An 18,088-nucleotide genomic window follows, 5' to 3' on the forward strand; every position below is an offset into this window, starting at 1 on the left:
AATTATTTTTTAAATTTTATTTATGCTTAACTTAAAATAAGAGTAGGAAAGTACAGTAACCATTATTACAGCTCCCAAAATATATAATGAATAGTAATTAAGTGCTTGATTTTTAAATAGTATTGAGATTGAAATAGAGTTTAACGAACTGCTTACTGAAGAGACAATAACGATTAAAGATGTGAAAGTATTAATTTTATCTTTATCAATTTTAGCAATCATTTTTGAATTAATAACAGGATAGAGTGGTGATAAAAATAATCCGATAACGGGAAACAGAAATAATAATATTCGGGCATTTTCAGTAAAGAAAAACTGAATTGTTGAAATAAGAACTAAAACTAAGATAATCATTAACAAACAAAACATAAAATATTTTGACAAAGAGAATCGCTGAATTATACGTGAAGTAATTGCTCTTCCTGAGTAAGAAAAAAGCGCTAAAAACGAAGAAGCCTGAAGTGCAAAGAAAGAATCTACTTTAAGATGGTCTTTGTAAAATGCTGGAAGCCAAGAATTAAAGCTTTGTTCAATGAAAATTATAAAAAAACTTACGGCAAAAAATAGAATGAAAGGCGTTTTCCCAAATCCGGATAAATCGGGAATTATTCTCTTGCTTTTCACTTCCGGTTCTACAATTTTAGATTTTAAAAATAAATAAACCGTAAAAAACGAAATGAGAGAAATAGACATAAAACCAAATTTCCAAAATTCTCCAAACTGACTCGAGATGAGCCATCCAAAACCTGTATTGACGACAAAAATACCAATCATAAAAGAAGCTTCAACGCTGTTCATCGTTTTTGCTAGCGTGCGTTCTTCGGTCATATTGTTTCTAATAATTCCGTAAACACAAATTTTTCCGATAGCGAAGCAAGTCCCAATTATAGCAAACCAAAGCTTAAAAAACCAAAAAACTTCTACAAAAGGTAAAAATAAAGAACAAATTCCAACTAAGAGTAGAGCGACAATGAGTGATTTTTTTGTTCCTAAACGGCTTATAAAATTAACCGCAAAAAGAGAAAAAACTGCAATAGGTAAATCTTTAAAAGACTCTAAAAAACCAAGTTTATCATACCCAATTTTCTGAGCTGAAAGCTGTATTATCACAATGCCCATACAATTTAAAACCATTGAAAAAATCAGGAATGTGAGTTTCAATGGAAGCGTAATATTGGGTTGCTTAGATATCATTTGGGGAATTTTTTTAGTTAGATTTTAGGAGTTTTCATAATTTTTCACCTATTTTATATGTCTTTAATTGCCCAAAAATACAGGAAATATTAAAATATTTATTAATAAAATGTTAATTATTAAAAAAAATATATATTTTTATTGTCTCAATTTGAGAATTAAAAAAACTAACTGTATATGAATGTAAAAATAACAAAAGGTCTTGGACTGGTTGCAGTGCTTTATTTCACGGCAAACTTCCATGCTCAAAACACCCAGAAAGATACTGTTCAGAAAGAACAGAAGATTGAGGAAGTTGTTTTGATTGGATATGGCTCGGTAAAGAAATCGAATTTAACAAGTGCTGTTTCTACTGTGAAAGCTGATGCTTTTGCTGACAGACCAATTACTAATGTTGCTCAAGCTTTGCAAGGAAATGCAGCTGGAGTAAATGTTGTTCAGCCTTCTGGTAAACCCGGAGCTGCATTAGATGTAAAAATTAGAGGTAATACATCTATTACATCAAGCACATCACCTTTATATGTTGTTGATGGAATTCAAACTACTGATATTAGTGGAGTCAATCCGGACGATATTGTAGAAATGACCATATTAAAAGATGCAACATCTACAGCAATATATGGTATTAATGGTTCAAGTGGAGTTGTTCTTGTTACTACTAAAAGAGGAAAAAGCAATAAATCTCAATTAGGTTTTAATGCTTATTGGGGATTTTCAAAAAAAGTTAATAATATAGACGTTCTAAATTTAGATCAATATAAATCTTTGATGAATGAGATTAATCCGTCTTATCTTACGACAATTAATAATCCTATGTATGCAGGAATTAATACGAATTGGGAAGATAAAGTATATCAGAACGGATTTGATCAAAACTATAATGTTAATTATTCTTTTGGAAACGAAAATGTGAAAGCTTATACTTCATTAGGATATCAAGGGACAGATGGTATTATAAACCCTTCTAGATTTGATCGATATTCTTTTAAAGTAAATTTAGATGCTAACATCGCAAAATGGTTAAAATTCAATACTAGTTTAAATTATATTAAAACAGATTTAAAAAGTACATCAGATAATCTCAGCACAGCGAGAGGTGGGATTGTTTTAGCAGCTCTTAATACACCATCTTTTTTACCGGTATATGGTTCTGAAGTTAATGGTATTCCAACTAATACTGATGGAAGTATAAAAGACGGTTATAAACCAGGACAATTTGCACCCAATCCTTTTCAGTCTTCTTGGGAAAACCCTGTAGCTTATCAGTCAAGAATTGAAGAGACAAATAATAACCGATTCATGAGTAATTTTGGTTTTGACGTTACTTTAGCTAAAAATTTAATCTTTAAACCTAGTATCTCGTTAGATATTGTAGATACTAAATACATGAACTTCGTTAATGGTTATCAAACAAGCTACGGAAGACAAGAGCAAGGAACAGGAAGTTTAAATAGAAGTACTTGGCAAAACGTTCTATATGAAGGAACATTAAATTACAGTTTTAAATCTGGTGCTAATGATCTACAATTACTCTTAGGTGGAAATGTAAGAGACGGAAAATATATTATGAATAGTCAATGGGGAAAAATGTTTCCTGTAGATACCAATGAATTTATTTATGATTTAGCACAACAGCCACATTATAATTATGCATCAACTGATTTAAGGGAATTGTCAAGTTTTTTCCGTGCTATTTATACATTCAATAATAAATATACAGTAATGGGAATAATAAAGGCTCAATCTTCATCTGCATTATCTAAGGATAATAGATGGGGATATTTCCCAGGACTTTCTGCTGGTTGGGTAGTTTCTAATGAAGATTTTCTTAAAGACAATTCTGCTATCAGCTATTTAAAATTGAGAGGAGGATGGGGAAAATCAGGTAATGCATCAGGGATTAGTCCTTATTCTGCTCTTTATCTTCAAAGACTTTCTGAGTTGGGGTATAATGAAGACGGAACTCCTAAAGGCTCTTGGAGTCCTTATCAATATAGTAACACAGATCTTACTTGGGAAACTACCACAGATTCTAATATAGGATTAGATGTTAATTTTCTAAACAATCGAATCAAATTTACAGCGGATGCTTATAAAAGAGATACTAAGAATCTTATTATGGGTATCGTTTTCCCTATTAATACTTATGCTTACAATACAAATGTTGGTTCCGTTGAAAATCAAGGTCTTGAATTCTCTTTAAATACTGCTAATATCAAGAACACAGATTTTAGTTGGGATACTAACTTCAATATTTCATTCACAAAAAATAAAATTAAATCGATCAATTACGTTCCTGTATCATATGCTGCTTATAATGAGACTGTTGGTGAAAACATTACGAGATTTTCTCCTGGTGTAGCTATAGGAAGTTTTTATGGTTACCAAGTACAAGGAGTAAATCCAACAACAGGAAGCTTGACCTATAAGGATCTTAACGGAAATGGATACTTCGATACTGGTGATCGTACGACAATAGGAAATCCCAATCCTAAATATACTTTTGGATTTAGCAATCAATTTAAATACAAAGGACTTTATTTAGATGTATTGGTTACAGGATCGCAAGGAGGTGATATTTTTAATGCATCAAGATTAGATTTAGAATTAATGAATGATTTTAAAAATCAATCTACAGCAGTTTTAGACAGATGGACAACAGTAGGTCAAATTACAAATGTTCCAAAGGCTAATGATCCAGAATCTCTGCATATCTCTGACAGATTTGTAGAAGATGGTTCTTATATTAAACTTAAAGCAGTAACATTAGGATATAATTTTAAAAATCTATTTAAAGGAGTTTCTAATATAAATGTTTATGTTACCGGACAAAACCTTCATACATGGACGAAGTACAGCGGCTTTGATCCTGAAGTTAACGCATATTCCGGCTCTGCAGGAATTTTAGGTATAGATTATGGAACTTATCCTCAAGTTAGAACATTTATTGTTGGACTTAAAGCAACTTTTTAAATTTAAAATAATGAAGATTAATAAAATATTATACTCAATTTCGATTTCTGCTTTGTTCTTAACAGCAGTTTCTTGTGAAAGATATCTTGATACAGAACCAATATCTGATCAAACTGTAGATGTCAATAATCCTTTATCAACTGCTCAACGTGCAGAAGAGGCAATGACTACCATTTATTCTGATTTTGGCAATGAATATTGGCAATTAGACTATCTTCTAAACGGCGATGCACAGACAGATATTTCGTACGCCGGCGCTGATAATGTGCAAAATTTTCAACAAGATGAATATAGAATCTTAGCAACCAATACTAATGTAAACAGAGATTGGGGATATCTAAGCAATTTTATGGATCATTGTAACAAAATTCTTAATTATGTAGATGGTGCTGGAGATCTTTCTACTGTTAGGAAAAATCAGATGAAAGCTGAAGCATCTATTTTCCGTGCAATGTACTTATTTCATATGGTACAGCTATGGGGTGATGTTCCAATCGTTACAAAATCTTTTATAACCATCAATTCAGATAATTTTGATGAAGCATATACACAGCTATATCCAAAAAGACAATCTGTAAATGATGTTTATGCTCAAATTATTTCCGATTTGGAAGGGGCAATTGCAAATGCTCCTGCGTCATCAGAAAAATATAAAGCAAATAAAGGTGCTGCTTATGCTTTATTGGCAAAAGTCTATGCTACAAAGCCTAATCCAGATTGGGCAAAAGTAAAGCAGTATTCGGATCTTGTTATTTCTCAAGGATATTCTTTACTTCCTGTTTATGATCATTTATTTGATAGTAATCACGAAGGAAACGCAGAATCAATTTTTGAAGCAAATGGAAATGCCAGCAATATTTGGGCATGGTGTACTTCAATGTATGTAGGAACGGATTGGAAAAAATTTAACACACCTTCCAATGATTTGATAAAAACGTATAATGATGCAGGTGATATTCAAAGATTAAACACAACTGTTAAGTTTTCAGCGGTAGGTTGGTCTGATCCTTATTGGTCAGGTAATAACTTCCCATTTATGAATAAAATGCGTTTAACGGATGGAAACCAAAACTTTTATATCCTCCGTCTTTCCGATATTTTATTACTAAAAGCAGAAGCAGATGTTCGTACTGGAGATTTTTCTGGTGCTGCAACATTGATTAATCAAGTAAGAACTAGAGTAGCATTGCCTGCAATTACTATTACTTCAACAGATGATGGAATCAATAAAGTGTTGGCAGAAAGAAAATCAGAATTAGCTTTTGAAGGACATCGTTGGTTCGATTTAAAAAGAACAGGTAAATCTATTTCTATATTATCCCAACAAAAGAATGGAAGTGGAGTTATTTTGCCATATACATCGAATATTAATCAAAATAGATTATTGTGGCCAATTCCTCAGGCGCAATTGGACAAGAATCAAAATCTAACCCAAAACTCAGGTTATTAAATATGTTAAAGAAAAAATCATATAGTTTCTTTTTAAAAAGTACTGCACTGCTCTTTAGCGGTGTGGTACTTTTGCCTTTAACTTCGTGCAAATCTACAATTACATCCAAAAATCAGGTTCAGTCTTGGTTGACAAAAGGAGATGAGAGCATAAAATTACAGCAGCAATTACCTTTAGTTTTTGTAAACACAACCAATAATTTTCAGAATATTGAAATTGACGATTCTCAAAAGTTTCAATATGTTGATGGTTTTGGTTATACATTAACGGGCGGAAGTGTTGAAGTAATTAACCGTCTTTCACCAACGAAACGAAAAGCTTTACTAAACGAACTTTTTGGGAAAGATGAAAATTCAATTTCCATCAGTTATTTGAGATTAAGTATTGGCGCATCAGATTTGGATGGCGAAGTTTTTTCTTACGATGATTTACCTCAAGGACAAACTGATCCAAGTTTATCAAAATTCAGTTTGGCGAGAGATAAAGATTTAATTGCGATGTTAAAAGAAATTTTAGCCGTCAATCCGAAAATCAAAATTATTGCAGCTCCTTGGTCGCCTCCGGTTTGGATGAAAGATAATGGAAAATCAATTGGAGGAAGTTTAAAACCTGAATTCTACGATACATATGCAAATTATTTTGTCAAATACATTCAGGGAATGCAGAAAGAAGGAATCACTATTGATGCGGTAACTCCTCAAAATGAACCTTTGCATCCGGGAAATAATCCGAGTTTACTAATGGTTTCAGATCAACAACGAGATTTTATTAAACAAAGTTTAGGTCCGATTTTTAAATCAAATCATATTAAAACCAAAATTGTCGTTTACGATCACAATTGCAACAAACCGGAATACGCTATCAATATTTTAAATGATGCTGAAGCAAATCAATACATCGATGGCTCGGCTTTCCATTTATATGAAGGCGATATTTCTGCTTTAAGCACCGTTTATAAAGCTCATCCGAATAAAAATTTATACTTCACAGAACAATGGACGGGTGCAAAAGGAACATTCAATGAAGATTTAAACTGGCACACGAAAAATGTTATCATTGGCTCTATGAGAAACTGGAGCAAAATTGCTTTAGAATGGAATCTTGCCAATGATTCTGAATTTAAACCCCATACTCCCGGAGGTTGTACAGAATGTAAAGGTGCAATTACGGTTTTAGATAAAGAAAATTTTACAAGAAATGTAGGATATTATATTATCGCCCACGCTTCAAAATTTGTTCCTGCCAATTCTCAGAGAATTTCTTCTACTCAGACAGATAACCTGTCAACAGTTGCTTTTAAAACTCCTGAAGGAAAAACTGTATTGATAGTTCAGAATTATAGCAAGACAGACGAAAATTTTAATATTAAATTTACAAATAAAATAGCTCCCGTAAGTATTACAGCTAGGTCTGTAGCAACTTTTATCTTTTAATTTTAAATGTGAAACATTAAGATTTTAAAATATAAACTTTGTGTTCTTTTCTAAGTGAAGCGGCTTTGTGAAACTTAATAGCAATGTGCATTAAAAAAAACTTTGTGAACTCTGTGTTCAAATTCCAAAAAGAGAATCAATTTAGTAATAAAATTAAATTATAATGAAAAAACTTTATTTCATACTAACATTTACCGTATTAGGATTCAATGCATTTGGACAAAAAACAATTGACCAAAAAGTTTCTGAATTATTGTCGAAAATGACTTTAGAAGAAAAAGTAGGACAATTGGTTCAATACAGCGGTTTTGAATACGCAACAGGTCCTCAGAATTCAAACTCTGCAAATGTTTTGAATGAAATAAAGCACGGCAAAGTAGGTTCTATGTTGAATGTGGCTGGAGCAGAAGAAACAAGAAAATTTCAAGAATTAGCTTTAAAATCAAGATTGAAAATTCCGATGTTGTTCGGTCAGGATGTAATTCACGGATACAGAACTACTTTTCCTGTGAACTTGGGTCAGGCTGCAAGTTGGGATTTAAAATTAATTGAAAAATCAGAAAGAATTGCAGCGACAGAAGCATCTGCTTACGGAATTCACTGGACTTTCGCACCGATGGTTGATATTGCAAGAGATCCAAGATGGGGAAGAGTGATGGAAGGTTCTGGTGAAGACACTTACTTAGGAACTCAAATTGGTTTGGCAAGAATTAAAGGTTTTCAGGGAAAAGGTTTGGGTAATCTTGATGCGATTATGGCTTGTGCAAAGCATTTTGCAGCGTATGGAGCCGGAGTTGGCGGAAGAGATTACAATTCTGTCGATATGAGTTTAAGACAATTAAACGAAACCTATTTGCCACCTTTCAAAACAGCTGCGGAAGCGGGTGTTGCCACTTTTATGAATTCTTTTAACGATATCAATGGAATTCCGGCAACGGGAAACAAATATATCTTAAGAGATTTGTTAAAAGGCAAATGGAATTATGAAGGTTTTGTAGTTTCAGATTGGGGAAGCATCGGTGAAATGGTTCCTCACGGTTATGCCAAAGACAATAAAGAAGCAGCCGAAAAAGCAATCATTGCCGGAAGCGATATGGATATGGAAAGCCGGGCTTACATGACTGAACTTCCAAAACTGGTTCAGGAAGGAAAGGTTGATCCAAAGTTGATTGATGATGCCGCAAGAAGAATTTTAGTTAAAAAATTCGAAATGGGATTATTCGATGATCCTTACAGGTTTAGTAATGAAAAAAGACAGAAAGAACAGTTAAATAATCAGGAAAATAGAAAATTCGGAAGAGAATTTGGTTCAAAAAGTATCGTTTTATTGAAGAATCAGAAGAACATTTTACCTCTTTCAAAAACAACGAAAACGATTGCATTGATTGGCCCTTTCGGGAAAGAAACCACTGCCAATCACGGTTTTTGGTCGGTTGCATTTAAAGATGATAATCAAAGAATCATCACTCAATTTGATGGAATTAAAAATCAGTTAGACAAAAACTCAACTTTACTCTATGCAAAAGGCGCAAACGTTGATGATCAGGATAAATCTATGTTTGCAGAAGCTGTAGAAACGGCAAAAAAAGCAGACGTTGTCATCATGACTTTAGGTGAAGGTCACGCAATGAGCGGTGAAGCAAAAAGTAGGAGTAATCTCCATTTCACGGGAGTTCAGGAAGATTTATTAAAAGAAATTGCAAAAACAGGAAAACCGATCGTTTTAATGATTAATGCAGGAAGACCTTTGGTTTTTGATTGGGCAGCAGACAATATTCCAGCAATTGTTTACACTTGGTGGCTGGGAACAGAAGCAGGAAATTCTATTGCAGACGTTCTTTTCGGAACAGTAAACCCGGGTGGAAAATTACCAATGACTTTCCCAAGAACAGAAGGGCAAATTCCTGTGTATTACAATCATTATAATACAGGAAGACCTGCGAAAAACAATACAGACAGAAATTACGTTTCAGCTTACATCGATTTGGATAACGATCCGAAATTTCCGTTTGGGTTTGGACTAAGTTATACTCAGTTTAAATATTCTGATATGAATTTAAGTTCGACAAATCTTAAAGGAAATCAGACTTTAAATATTAGTGTAAACATTTCCAACACCGGAAATTACGATGGGGAAGAAGTGGCGCAATTGTACATCAGAGATTTATTTGGAAAGGTTGTAAGACCTGTAAAGGAATTAAAAGGTTTCCAAAAAGTGTTTATCAAAAAAGGAGAAAGTAAAACGGTAAACTTTACGCTGACTCCGGAAAATTTAAAATTCTATGATGATGAATTGAATTATGAGTGGGAAGCCGGAGAATTCGACATCATGATCGGAACCGATTCTCAGAATGTTGAGACAAAAAGGATCAACTGGTCAAAATAAATATTAGTTTACAAAAACTGAGAGCGGGATGAAACCCGCTTTTGGTGGTAAAAGACGTGAGTTTTTAAGTAAAATTTAATCTTTGTCATTCTTGAAAGAATCTAAATGATTTTAGCATGACAAACTTTGAAAATAAACACAGTTCATTCAGAGCGGAACGAAGTGGAGTGAAGAATCTATTCAATTATAATAGAGATTCTTCCTTCGTCAGAATGACAAACTTTGAAAATAAATATAATAAAACTTTGAACATAAAATTCCAACATATCATAATCATTTTAGTCGGAGGAGCTTTAGTTTTCTGTGTTGAAAGTTGTGCTTCAAATAAGCCCGATTCCAAAAGAAAATTAATTTGGAATGATGAATTTAACGGAAAAGGATTACCAGATTCATCAAAATGGAATTATGATGTTGGAGGTGATGGTTACGGAAATAATGAAGCTCAGTTTTATACTAAAAACCGTCTGGAAAATGCAAGAATTGAAAACGGAAATCTTGTCATTGAAGCCAGAAAAGAAAACTGGGAAAAGAATAAATATACTTCCGCAAGACTTTTAACGAAAGGGAAATTTTCTTTTCAATATGGAACAGTTGAAGTCAGAGCAAAACTTCCCAAAGGTTGCGGAACTTGGCCTGCCATCTGGATGATGAGCGAAAATATGAAAGAATGGCCGGATGATGGTGAACTTGATATTATGGAACATGTTGGATTTAATCAAGGATATATTCACGCTTCGGTTCATACGAAAAAGTACAATCATATTATCGGAACACAGAAAACCGATACGTTGATTGTGAAAGATGCAAGCGAAAAATTTCATGTCTATAAAGCAGACTGGACACCTGAAAAAATTGATATTTATATTGATGATCAAAAGTTTTTCACCTATGAAAATAAAGAAAAAGTTTATGAAGCATGGCCTTTTGATCAGCCGTATTATATCATTTTAAATCTTGCAGTCGGTGGATTTTGGGGCGGAAAAGAAGGAATTGATGATGCTATTTTCCCTCAGAAATATTATATCGATTATGTAAGAGTTTATCAAAATAAATAATGAAGCGAGAGTGATTTTCTCTCCATAAAATAGAAAGAAATTATGAAGAAACTAGTAGTAAGTTGTTTTGTACTGGGAGCTTTTTTTAATGCAAATGCTCAGAATTACTGGAAAAAAAATGCAGGAAAAACAGCGAAAATAATTTTCACCAACTCCAAGACCAACGAAAAAATGGTTGATAAAGGAACGGTGAAATTCGAAAAAATGGCTCAGCCAAAAGAAACTGATGCCTGTATTTTTGTGGATCCTGATTTTAAATATCAAAAATTAATCGGAATCGGTGGGGCAATTACCGATGCATCTGCAGAAACTTTTTATAAACTTCCAAAGAATAAGCAGAAAGAAATTATTGATGCTTATTATGGTAAAAACGGCCTGGGATACACTGTTGTTCGTACCAATATGAACTCGTGTGACTTCTCAAGTGACTCTTATACTTATGTAACTGAAAATGATCAATCGTTAAAATCATTCAACGTTGCACATGATGAAAAGTATAAAATTCCATTAATTAAAGAAGCTCAAAAAGCAATTGGAAAGGATTTTACCTTCTACTTTTCTCCATGGAGTCCACCGGCTTGGATGAAATCTAACAAAAGTATGTTGAAAGGAGGCAGACTGGAAAATGCTTTCTATCAAACTTGGGCAGATTATTACGTGAAATTCATTAAGGAATACGAAAAAAGAGGGATTAATGTGTGGGGATTGACCGTTCAAAACGAACCGATGGCAACGCAAAGCTGGGAATCTTGTATTTACACAGCTGAAGAAGAAGGGGAGTTCCTGAAAAATAATTTAGGCCCAACCCTTTGGAAAAATGGTTTTAAAGATAAAAAAGTGATGATCTGGGATCATAACAGAGATTTAATTTATCAAAGAGCAACAACAACATTAAGCGATCCAGAGACTTCAAAATATGCTTCAGGAATCGGTTATCACTGGTACGAAACATGGAATAATAAAACTCAGCTTTTCGATAATTTAGCTGAAACCCAAAGAGCATTTCCTGATAAATTCTTAGCATTTACAGAAGGTTGTAAAGAACAATTTGATATGTCGAAAATTTATGACGTAAAATTGGGCGAATTATACGGAAGAAATATGATCAACGATTTCAATAAAGGAACCGCTTTATGGACAGACTGGAATGTTCTTCTTGACGAAACAGGTGGACCAAACCATGTTGGGAATTTCTGTTTTGCCCCAATCATTGCAGATACGAAAACTGGAGAAGTTCATTATACGTATGAATATTATTATGTTGGTCACGTTTCGAAATTCATTAAGCCAAATGCACAGAGAATAGGAAGTTCATCCAACAGAGCTGCTTTAACCTCAACAACTTTCATGAACAAGAACGGACAATTAGTTACTGTCATCATGAATGATTCTGATAATGACATTGATACCAATCTTTGGATTGAAGGGATGTCGGCGAAGTTATCTGCACCTGCACATTCTATACAGACCGTAATTTTATAGACTTCATATTAACATTTTTATTATTAAGAATCTGTGGCACCTTTGGTGCCACAGGTTTGATTTTTGCAAGAATTCTTGCAAAAAAAACCGAAGCTGATTGCTTCGGTTTTTAATTATATTTAAGTAATAATTGTAAAACTACTATTCAACATCATATTTTCTGATTACTTTCTGAGTAACTCCAGAACTGCTGAAACCTCCATCATGGAAAAGATTCTGCATCGTTACTTTTTTAGTTAAATCTGAGAATAAAGTTACACAGTAATCTGCACATTCAAGAGCAGTTGCGTTACCAAGTGGAGACATGTCTTCAGCATATCCTAAGAAACCTCCGAAACCTTTTACACCGCTTCCTGCAGTAGTTGGAGTAGGAGACTGAGAAACTGTATTTACACGTACTTTTCTTTCTCCCCAATAGTTTCCGAAAGTTCTTGCGATACTTTCAAGATAAGCTTTGTTATCAGACATATCGTTGTAATCTGGGAATGTTCTTTGAGCTGCAATATAAGTAAGCGCTAAAATACTTCCCCATTCATTCATACAGTTCTTTTCATAAGCCACTCTCATTACTTTGTGGAAAGAAACAGCTGAGATATCCCAACCTTTTTCCAACCAGTCGTAGTTCATTTCTGTATAATGTTTTCCTTTTCTCACGTTGATAGACATTCCAATTGAATGAAGGATGAAATCGATTTTACCAAATTTTGCAACAGCAGCATCAAAAAGTTTTTCAAGATCTTCGATAGAAGTTGCATCTGCGCCGATTACTTCAGAACCTGTTTTTTCTGCTAAACCGTTTAATTCTCCCATTCTTAATGCAATTGGAGCGTTTGACAGGATAAACTCAGCGCCTTCTTCGTGACATCTTTCTGCAACTTTCCATGCAATAGATTGTTCATTAAGGGCTCCAAAAATAATTCCCTTCTTGCCTTTAAGTAAACCGTATGACATAATTTTCTAATGTTTATTAAGCTACAAATGTAGCAATAATTTGTGTTTAGAGCATAATAAAAAACGGAACCTTCCTAAAAAGACTCCGTTTTTTTTGATAATATATAAAAGACTAATAAACTTAGTTTGTTTTTTTATTCCATTCTGCTTTTACGTCTTCTGCTGCATCCTTTGTTTTTTCCCAGGCATCATTTGCTCCGTCTTTAATATCTTCCCAAGTTTCTGATGCATTGGCTTTTACTCTCTCGAACCAATCTTCCTGGTTTGCTTCTTCATCATTATTCCTTTTTTCGTTGATATAATCTCTAGCTTTGTCTGCCAAATCACTAATTTTCCATTTTGCATCTGTTGCTGCATTTCTTAGAGAGTTTTCAGTGTTGTCAACTGCTTTTTCAGCTTTGTTGTAATCTTGATTTTCCATAATAATGTTATATTTAAGTGTTATACAATAGTTTTAAACAAGAACTATTCCTAAGATTTATTTTCATTGTTAAAATTTTCATAATGTTTATTTTTTCAATTAAAACAGTTAGATTTCTGCATTATAATAAACTTTATAATTTAGTTTAAAATATTGATTGATATATAAATATGTAATTTATGAAGTCTAAAATATGGTTTTTTTAGAGTTAAGCAAGTAGGAATTGGGATTTTTATCATTTAAAATCAATTAAAATTTTATTATAAATATTAAAATTTGATTTATTTTTTACATATTATTAAATTAAATACATAAATATTTATTAATATGTAATGGTTTTTATTACATAAATGAAATTATGTTGATTTAATCAATACCTTTGTCCTTGAAAACTGAATAAATCAAAATGAAAAGTAAGATATTACAATTATCCCTCATTGCTGCTGCTTTGAGTTCAAATATTGCATTAGCTCAGGTTGGGATAGGAACAACAACCCCTGATAATTCCTCAATTCTTCATTTAAACAGTACAAATAAAGGATTATTAATTACAAGTGTTGCGATTACTTCTGCAACCGATAATACAACAATTTCTTCGCCTGCAACCGGACTTTTAATCTGGAATAACGGAACCGGCGGATTTTCTCCTGCAGGATTTTATTATTGGAATAATTCTCAATGGAATATTTTATCAACCGGAAACTCTACTTCAGGAGGAGGAGCTACAGGAGGTTGGACGACAAATGGAAATTCAGGATCAGGTTCTGGAGCAAATACAACAATGTATTTTGGTACTTCTAGTCAGGATGATTTAGTTTTTAAAGTAAATAATGTTAATGCAGGTCGTTTAGGTGTAAATAATTCTGCTTCATTTGGTACAGGATCTTCTGCAGCTCAGAATGCAACGGCAATAGGTTATAACTCATCCGCTTCGGCATATCAGTCACAAGCTTTTGGGATGAATTCTAAAGCCACAGCAAATGAAAGTACAGCATTGGGCTTTAATTCGCAGGCAGATGGTTATCAATCTTTAGCAATGGGACATGGCGCAAAAACCACTTCGAATGGAGAAACAGCAATAGGAATAAACGCTCAAACTGCCGGACAGAATTCTGTTGCTTTAGGATCGGGGAGTAAAGGTTTAGGACAAAATTCTATTGCCTTGGGATATAATTCTCAAACAAGCGCCTATAATTCAACAGCTTTAGGATCAGGAAGTAATTCTAGTGCACAAAACTCTTTGGCATTAGGATATAATTCTCAATCTAGTGCTTATAATTCTACAGCATTAGGATCGGGAAGTAATGCAAGTGGTCAAAATTCTACTGCAATAGGAAATGGAGCAACTACAAGTCAGGCAAATGCAATTGTTCTTGGTGATTCATCTGCTAACGTAGGGATAGGTACGAATACTCCCAATACATCAACAAAATTGGATGTTAACGGACAGTATAAATTAGGAGAAAAAGGGAGTATTCATAAAAATATGATTAGCTTTGAAACCAATCCTTCTGTATCTATTTCTGGACTTCAATCAGGAAGAACAGCTTTCATTGATATAACAATTCCGGTAGCATTGAGACCAAATTCTACAAATGCAACCATTGTGGTAAGTCCTGCAAATGATTTTGCTGGAAATGATAATTTTGGAATCAGCAATCCAAGAATGACATCAAACTCAAACATTCGAATCAACGTAACAAATATTACAAATGGAAATCAAAATTTAAATTCAGGACATTTTTTTGTTACCATAAATGAATTTTAGTTTTTTAATAGGGAAGAAGCTGATCTTATTAGGTCAGCTTCTTTATTTTGTCTTTATTTAAAAGGTTTTCTAATTAACAATTCTTTCCAGAACCCATTCAATCAGATTTTTTTCAGAAGTATGATGATCTGAAGAAAATTCGCCGCGTCTTCTGTTGGCGATAACATTATTTACGGTAATTGCTTTATGACCTAATAATTTTGAGAAAGCATAAATCGCAGATGTTTCCATTTCAAAATTCGTAATTCCCAAGTCATTTAAATTTTCCAGAAATTTTTCATCCAAAGCTTTTAAACGAAGCTGTCTTCCTTGTGGAGCATAAAATCCTGGGAAAGTAGCCGTATTTCCGTGATATTTTGCATCTTTATATAATTCGCCTAATTCTTCGGACCATTCAGAAAAATAAAGCATCGGTTTGATTTTTTCGTAAGGAAATTTATCAAAAAACTGCTTTGAAAACTCATTTTCAAAGTGATAATCCTGATAAAAATGCATCAAGCCATCTAATCCAACTACATTTTGAGTAACCAACATATTATCAACCTGAACATCCGGATTTACGCTTCCACAAGTTCCCATTCTGAATAATTCCAGAGATTTATGTTCTGTTTTAAATTCTTTTTGTTTTAAATCGATATTCACTAAAGCATCAAGTTCATTCATTACGATGTCGATGTTTTCGGTTCCGATTCCCGTTGACATTACAGAAATTCTTTCACCACGCAAAGTTCCGGTGTGGGTATAAAATTCTCTTTTATTCTTTTTAATTTCTACTTTATCGAAATATTTAGAAACTTTGGGAACTCTGTCAGGATCACCCACTAAAATTATTTTGTCGGCAATATCTTCGGGTAAAAGATTAAGGTGATAAACACTTCCGTCATCGTTCAGTACCAATTCTGAAGCTGCAAGTTTATTTAGCATATTTTATTTTTAAATTATTTTATATGAATCTCTATTTTGATTTTTGGGGAATTAAAAGTAGTAAAATTTAAATGAATTAAAATATAAACATTATTTAATTCCTTGTTAAAATTGTGGTAATGTAAAGGTGATAGTTTTGTGGTTAAAATTTTTCATGAAATCTTATCCACTTCTTATTTTAGCTTTATTAATCGGAGTTTCCGTGATGTCATTCAAAACTATCGACAAAGGTCATACGAACGAAAATAATTTTGTGAAAGTAGGATTATCTGATTTTAAATTAAAACTTGAAAACCTAAAATCTGATGTTGATCTTTTTAAAGAAGAAAAGATTAGTCTAGAAGAACTCCAAAAGTCATTAAGCGAAACAAGGAATTCTTACAAAGAAATAGAATTTTATATTGCTTATCATTATCCTGAATTTTCAAAAACGCATCTTAATGCAGCGCCTTTATTTAGAATTGAAGCTGCAGGAACTACTGCTTATACTTTGCCTCCTGAAGGTTTGCAGGTTTTAGATGAATTAATTTTTTCCGATGAAGCACACGAGCAAAAAGATAAAATAATTGACATTACCAATTTTCTTTATAATAATTACAATAGCTTTTATCTAAGTTCAATTAAAAACGGAACAAGCCAAGGTAAAAATAAAACGCTTCCGTTAAGAATAGAATTAATCAGGATTTATACTTTGGGACTTACCGGTTTTGATACTCCGGGATCTTTAAATATTTCTGAAGAAGCAAGTCATGCTTTTCAGGGAATGAAAAAATACATCCAAAATGATTCTTATTTTAAAAATTACAATACTGGAATTGCAGACAGAATGTTTTCTGATGCTGTAGATTATCTTTCAAAAAACAAAGATTTCGAAACTTTCGACAGAATAGAATTTTATAAAAAACATTTGCAGCCTATTTATGAAGAATTAGGGAAATGGGACGGAAATAAAGATGATTTGCAGGAATTTTCAGGTTGGAATGCTTCCAATAAAAACTTTTTCAACAGCGATTTTCTTAATCCATATTTCTTTACATTATTAAAAGACTCTGAAGATAATGATGAGTTGAGAAGTTTAGGAAAGAAAATATTTTATGATGAAACTTTAAGCGACAACGGAAAAATGAGTTGCGCAACCTGTCATCTTCCAGAAAATGCTTTCACGGATTTGAAAACAAAATCATTGAGTAATGTCGAAGGAAAAACAGTTTTAAGAAATTCGCCTTCCTTATATAATGCTGTTTTTGCTAAAAGATTCTTCTATGATATGAGAGCGTATTATTTGGAACAGCAAGCGGAACACGTTATTTATAATTCTGAAGAATTTAATACAAGCTACGAAAGTATCATCAGAAAACTAAAAACAAATCCAGAATACAAAAAAGCATTTAAGAAAGCTTATAAAAATGGAAATATTGATAAACAGACATTTTCCAAAGCTCTAAGCTCGTATGTAGCTTCATTAAATTCTTTCGATAGTGATTTTGATCGATTTATGCGGAATGAAAAAGAAATTTCTGATGATGCTAAAAAAGGCTTTAATCTTTTTATGGGAAAAGCCAATTGTGCGACTTGTCATTTTGCTCCTCTTTTTTCAGGGCTTGTTCCACCGTTTTTTAATGAAAATGAATCTGAAGTTTTGGGAATCACTAAGAAACCAGTTCAAAATCTGCCTTTAGAAATAGATTCAGACCGAGGAAGAATAAAAAGTAATGTCAAAAAAGAAGACTCGTGGATTTATGAAAATTCTTTTAAAACAACCACTGTAAGAAATATTGCACTTACAAAACCTTATTTTCATAATGGAGCTTTTAACACTTTGGAAGAGGTTTTAGAATTTTACAATGAAGGTGGAGCAGAAGGTCTTGGTTTAGAAATCAAAAATCAGACTTTGCCAGCTGATAAATTGGAACTTACTCCTTTAGAAATAAAACAGATTATCGCTTTTCTAAATTCTTTAACAGACATCAGCAAGACAAAATCGAAATAAAATCTATTACTTAGAATTTAATTTCCAAAATAATTTAACATAAAGTTAATCCACGTAACAT

At 32.8% G+C, this 18,088-nt stretch carries 12 protein-coding genes; 8 read left to right on the plus strand and 4 right to left on the minus strand.

The annotated features are described in order from the left end of the window. Window positions 1-9: 9 nt before the first annotated feature. The gene (locus OF897_RS12580) at window positions 10-1,194 is read right to left on the minus strand and encodes an MFS transporter (RefSeq protein WP_267266037.1); all 1,185 of its coding nucleotides are present in this window, start codon (window positions 1,192-1,194) and stop codon (window positions 10-12) included. A gap of 177 nt (window positions 1,195-1,371) precedes the next feature. Here OF897_RS12580 and OF897_RS12585 point away from each other — a divergent pair, with 177 nt between their 5' ends. From OF897_RS12585 to OF897_RS12610, 6 genes are all read left to right on the plus strand, one after another. Further along, on the plus strand, window positions 1,372-4,167 hold the full coding sequence (locus tag OF897_RS12585; RefSeq protein WP_267266038.1) for a SusC/RagA family TonB-linked outer membrane protein: 2,796 nt from the start codon (window positions 1,372-1,374) through the stop codon (window positions 4,165-4,167). Window positions 4,168-4,177: 10 nt separating this feature from the next. Then, window positions 4,178-5,617, plus strand: coding sequence for a RagB/SusD family nutrient uptake outer membrane protein (locus OF897_RS12590; RefSeq protein ID WP_267266039.1), 1,440 nt, complete (start codon window positions 4,178-4,180; stop codon window positions 5,615-5,617). Window positions 5,618-5,619: 2 nt separating this feature from the next. Beyond that, window positions 5,620-7,050 (plus strand): glycoside hydrolase family 30 protein, encoded by a 1,431-nt coding sequence (locus OF897_RS12595; RefSeq protein WP_267266040.1) that lies wholly within the window; start codon window positions 5,620-5,622, stop codon window positions 7,048-7,050. Window positions 7,051-7,213: 163 nt separating this feature from the next. Beyond that, complete coding sequence (locus tag OF897_RS12600) at window positions 7,214-9,436, plus strand: glycoside hydrolase family 3 N-terminal domain-containing protein (RefSeq protein ID WP_267266041.1); 2,223 nt, start codon at window positions 7,214-7,216, stop codon at window positions 9,434-9,436. 116 nt (window positions 9,437-9,552) lie between these two features. Continuing rightward, entirely contained in the window at window positions 9,553-10,491 is a 939-nt protein-coding gene (locus OF897_RS12605) for a glycoside hydrolase family 16 protein (RefSeq protein ID WP_267266042.1), read from the plus strand. 42 nt (window positions 10,492-10,533) lie between these two features. Next, window positions 10,534-11,973: a glycoside hydrolase family 30 protein gene (locus OF897_RS12610; protein WP_267266043.1), complete on the plus strand. Its 1,440-nt coding sequence runs from the start codon at window positions 10,534-10,536 to the stop codon at window positions 11,971-11,973. A 141-nt stretch (window positions 11,974-12,114) separates the two neighbouring features. On the opposite strand, the gene OF897_RS12615 is transcribed toward OF897_RS12610, so the two are convergent. Both OF897_RS12615 and OF897_RS12620 read right to left on the minus strand, forming a co-directional pair. Beyond that, complete coding sequence (locus tag OF897_RS12615; protein ID WP_076558190.1) at window positions 12,115-12,924, minus strand: enoyl-ACP reductase FabI; 810 nt, start codon at window positions 12,922-12,924, stop codon at window positions 12,115-12,117. Between the two features lie 121 nt (window positions 12,925-13,045). Then, window positions 13,046-13,345, minus strand: coding sequence for a hypothetical protein (locus tag OF897_RS12620; protein WP_267266044.1), 300 nt, complete (start codon window positions 13,343-13,345; stop codon window positions 13,046-13,048). A 406-nt stretch (window positions 13,346-13,751) separates the two neighbouring features. Between OF897_RS12620 and OF897_RS12625 the strand changes: the two genes are divergently transcribed. Then, window positions 13,752-15,113 carry a hypothetical protein gene (locus OF897_RS12625; protein WP_267266045.1) on the plus strand — a complete coding sequence of 454 codons (1,362 nt, stop codon included), beginning with the start codon at window positions 13,752-13,754 and terminating at the stop codon, window positions 15,111-15,113. Between the two features lie 69 nt (window positions 15,114-15,182). On the opposite strand, the gene OF897_RS12630 is transcribed toward OF897_RS12625, so the two are convergent. After that, complete coding sequence (locus tag OF897_RS12630) at window positions 15,183-16,037, minus strand: nucleoside phosphorylase (protein ID WP_267266046.1); 855 nt, start codon at window positions 16,035-16,037, stop codon at window positions 15,183-15,185. Between the two features lie 154 nt (window positions 16,038-16,191). On the opposite strand from OF897_RS12630, the gene OF897_RS12635 reads away from it, so the two are divergent. After that, window positions 16,192-18,027, plus strand: a complete 1,836-nt coding sequence (locus OF897_RS12635; RefSeq protein ID WP_267266047.1) for a cytochrome-c peroxidase — start codon at window positions 16,192-16,194, stop codon at window positions 18,025-18,027. Window positions 18,028-18,088 lie beyond the last annotated feature (61 nt).

Origin of the sequence: Chryseobacterium formosum (genome assembly GCF_026460885.1) — a bacterium.
GTDB lineage: Bacteria > Bacteroidota > Bacteroidia > Flavobacteriales > Weeksellaceae > Chryseobacterium > Chryseobacterium formosus.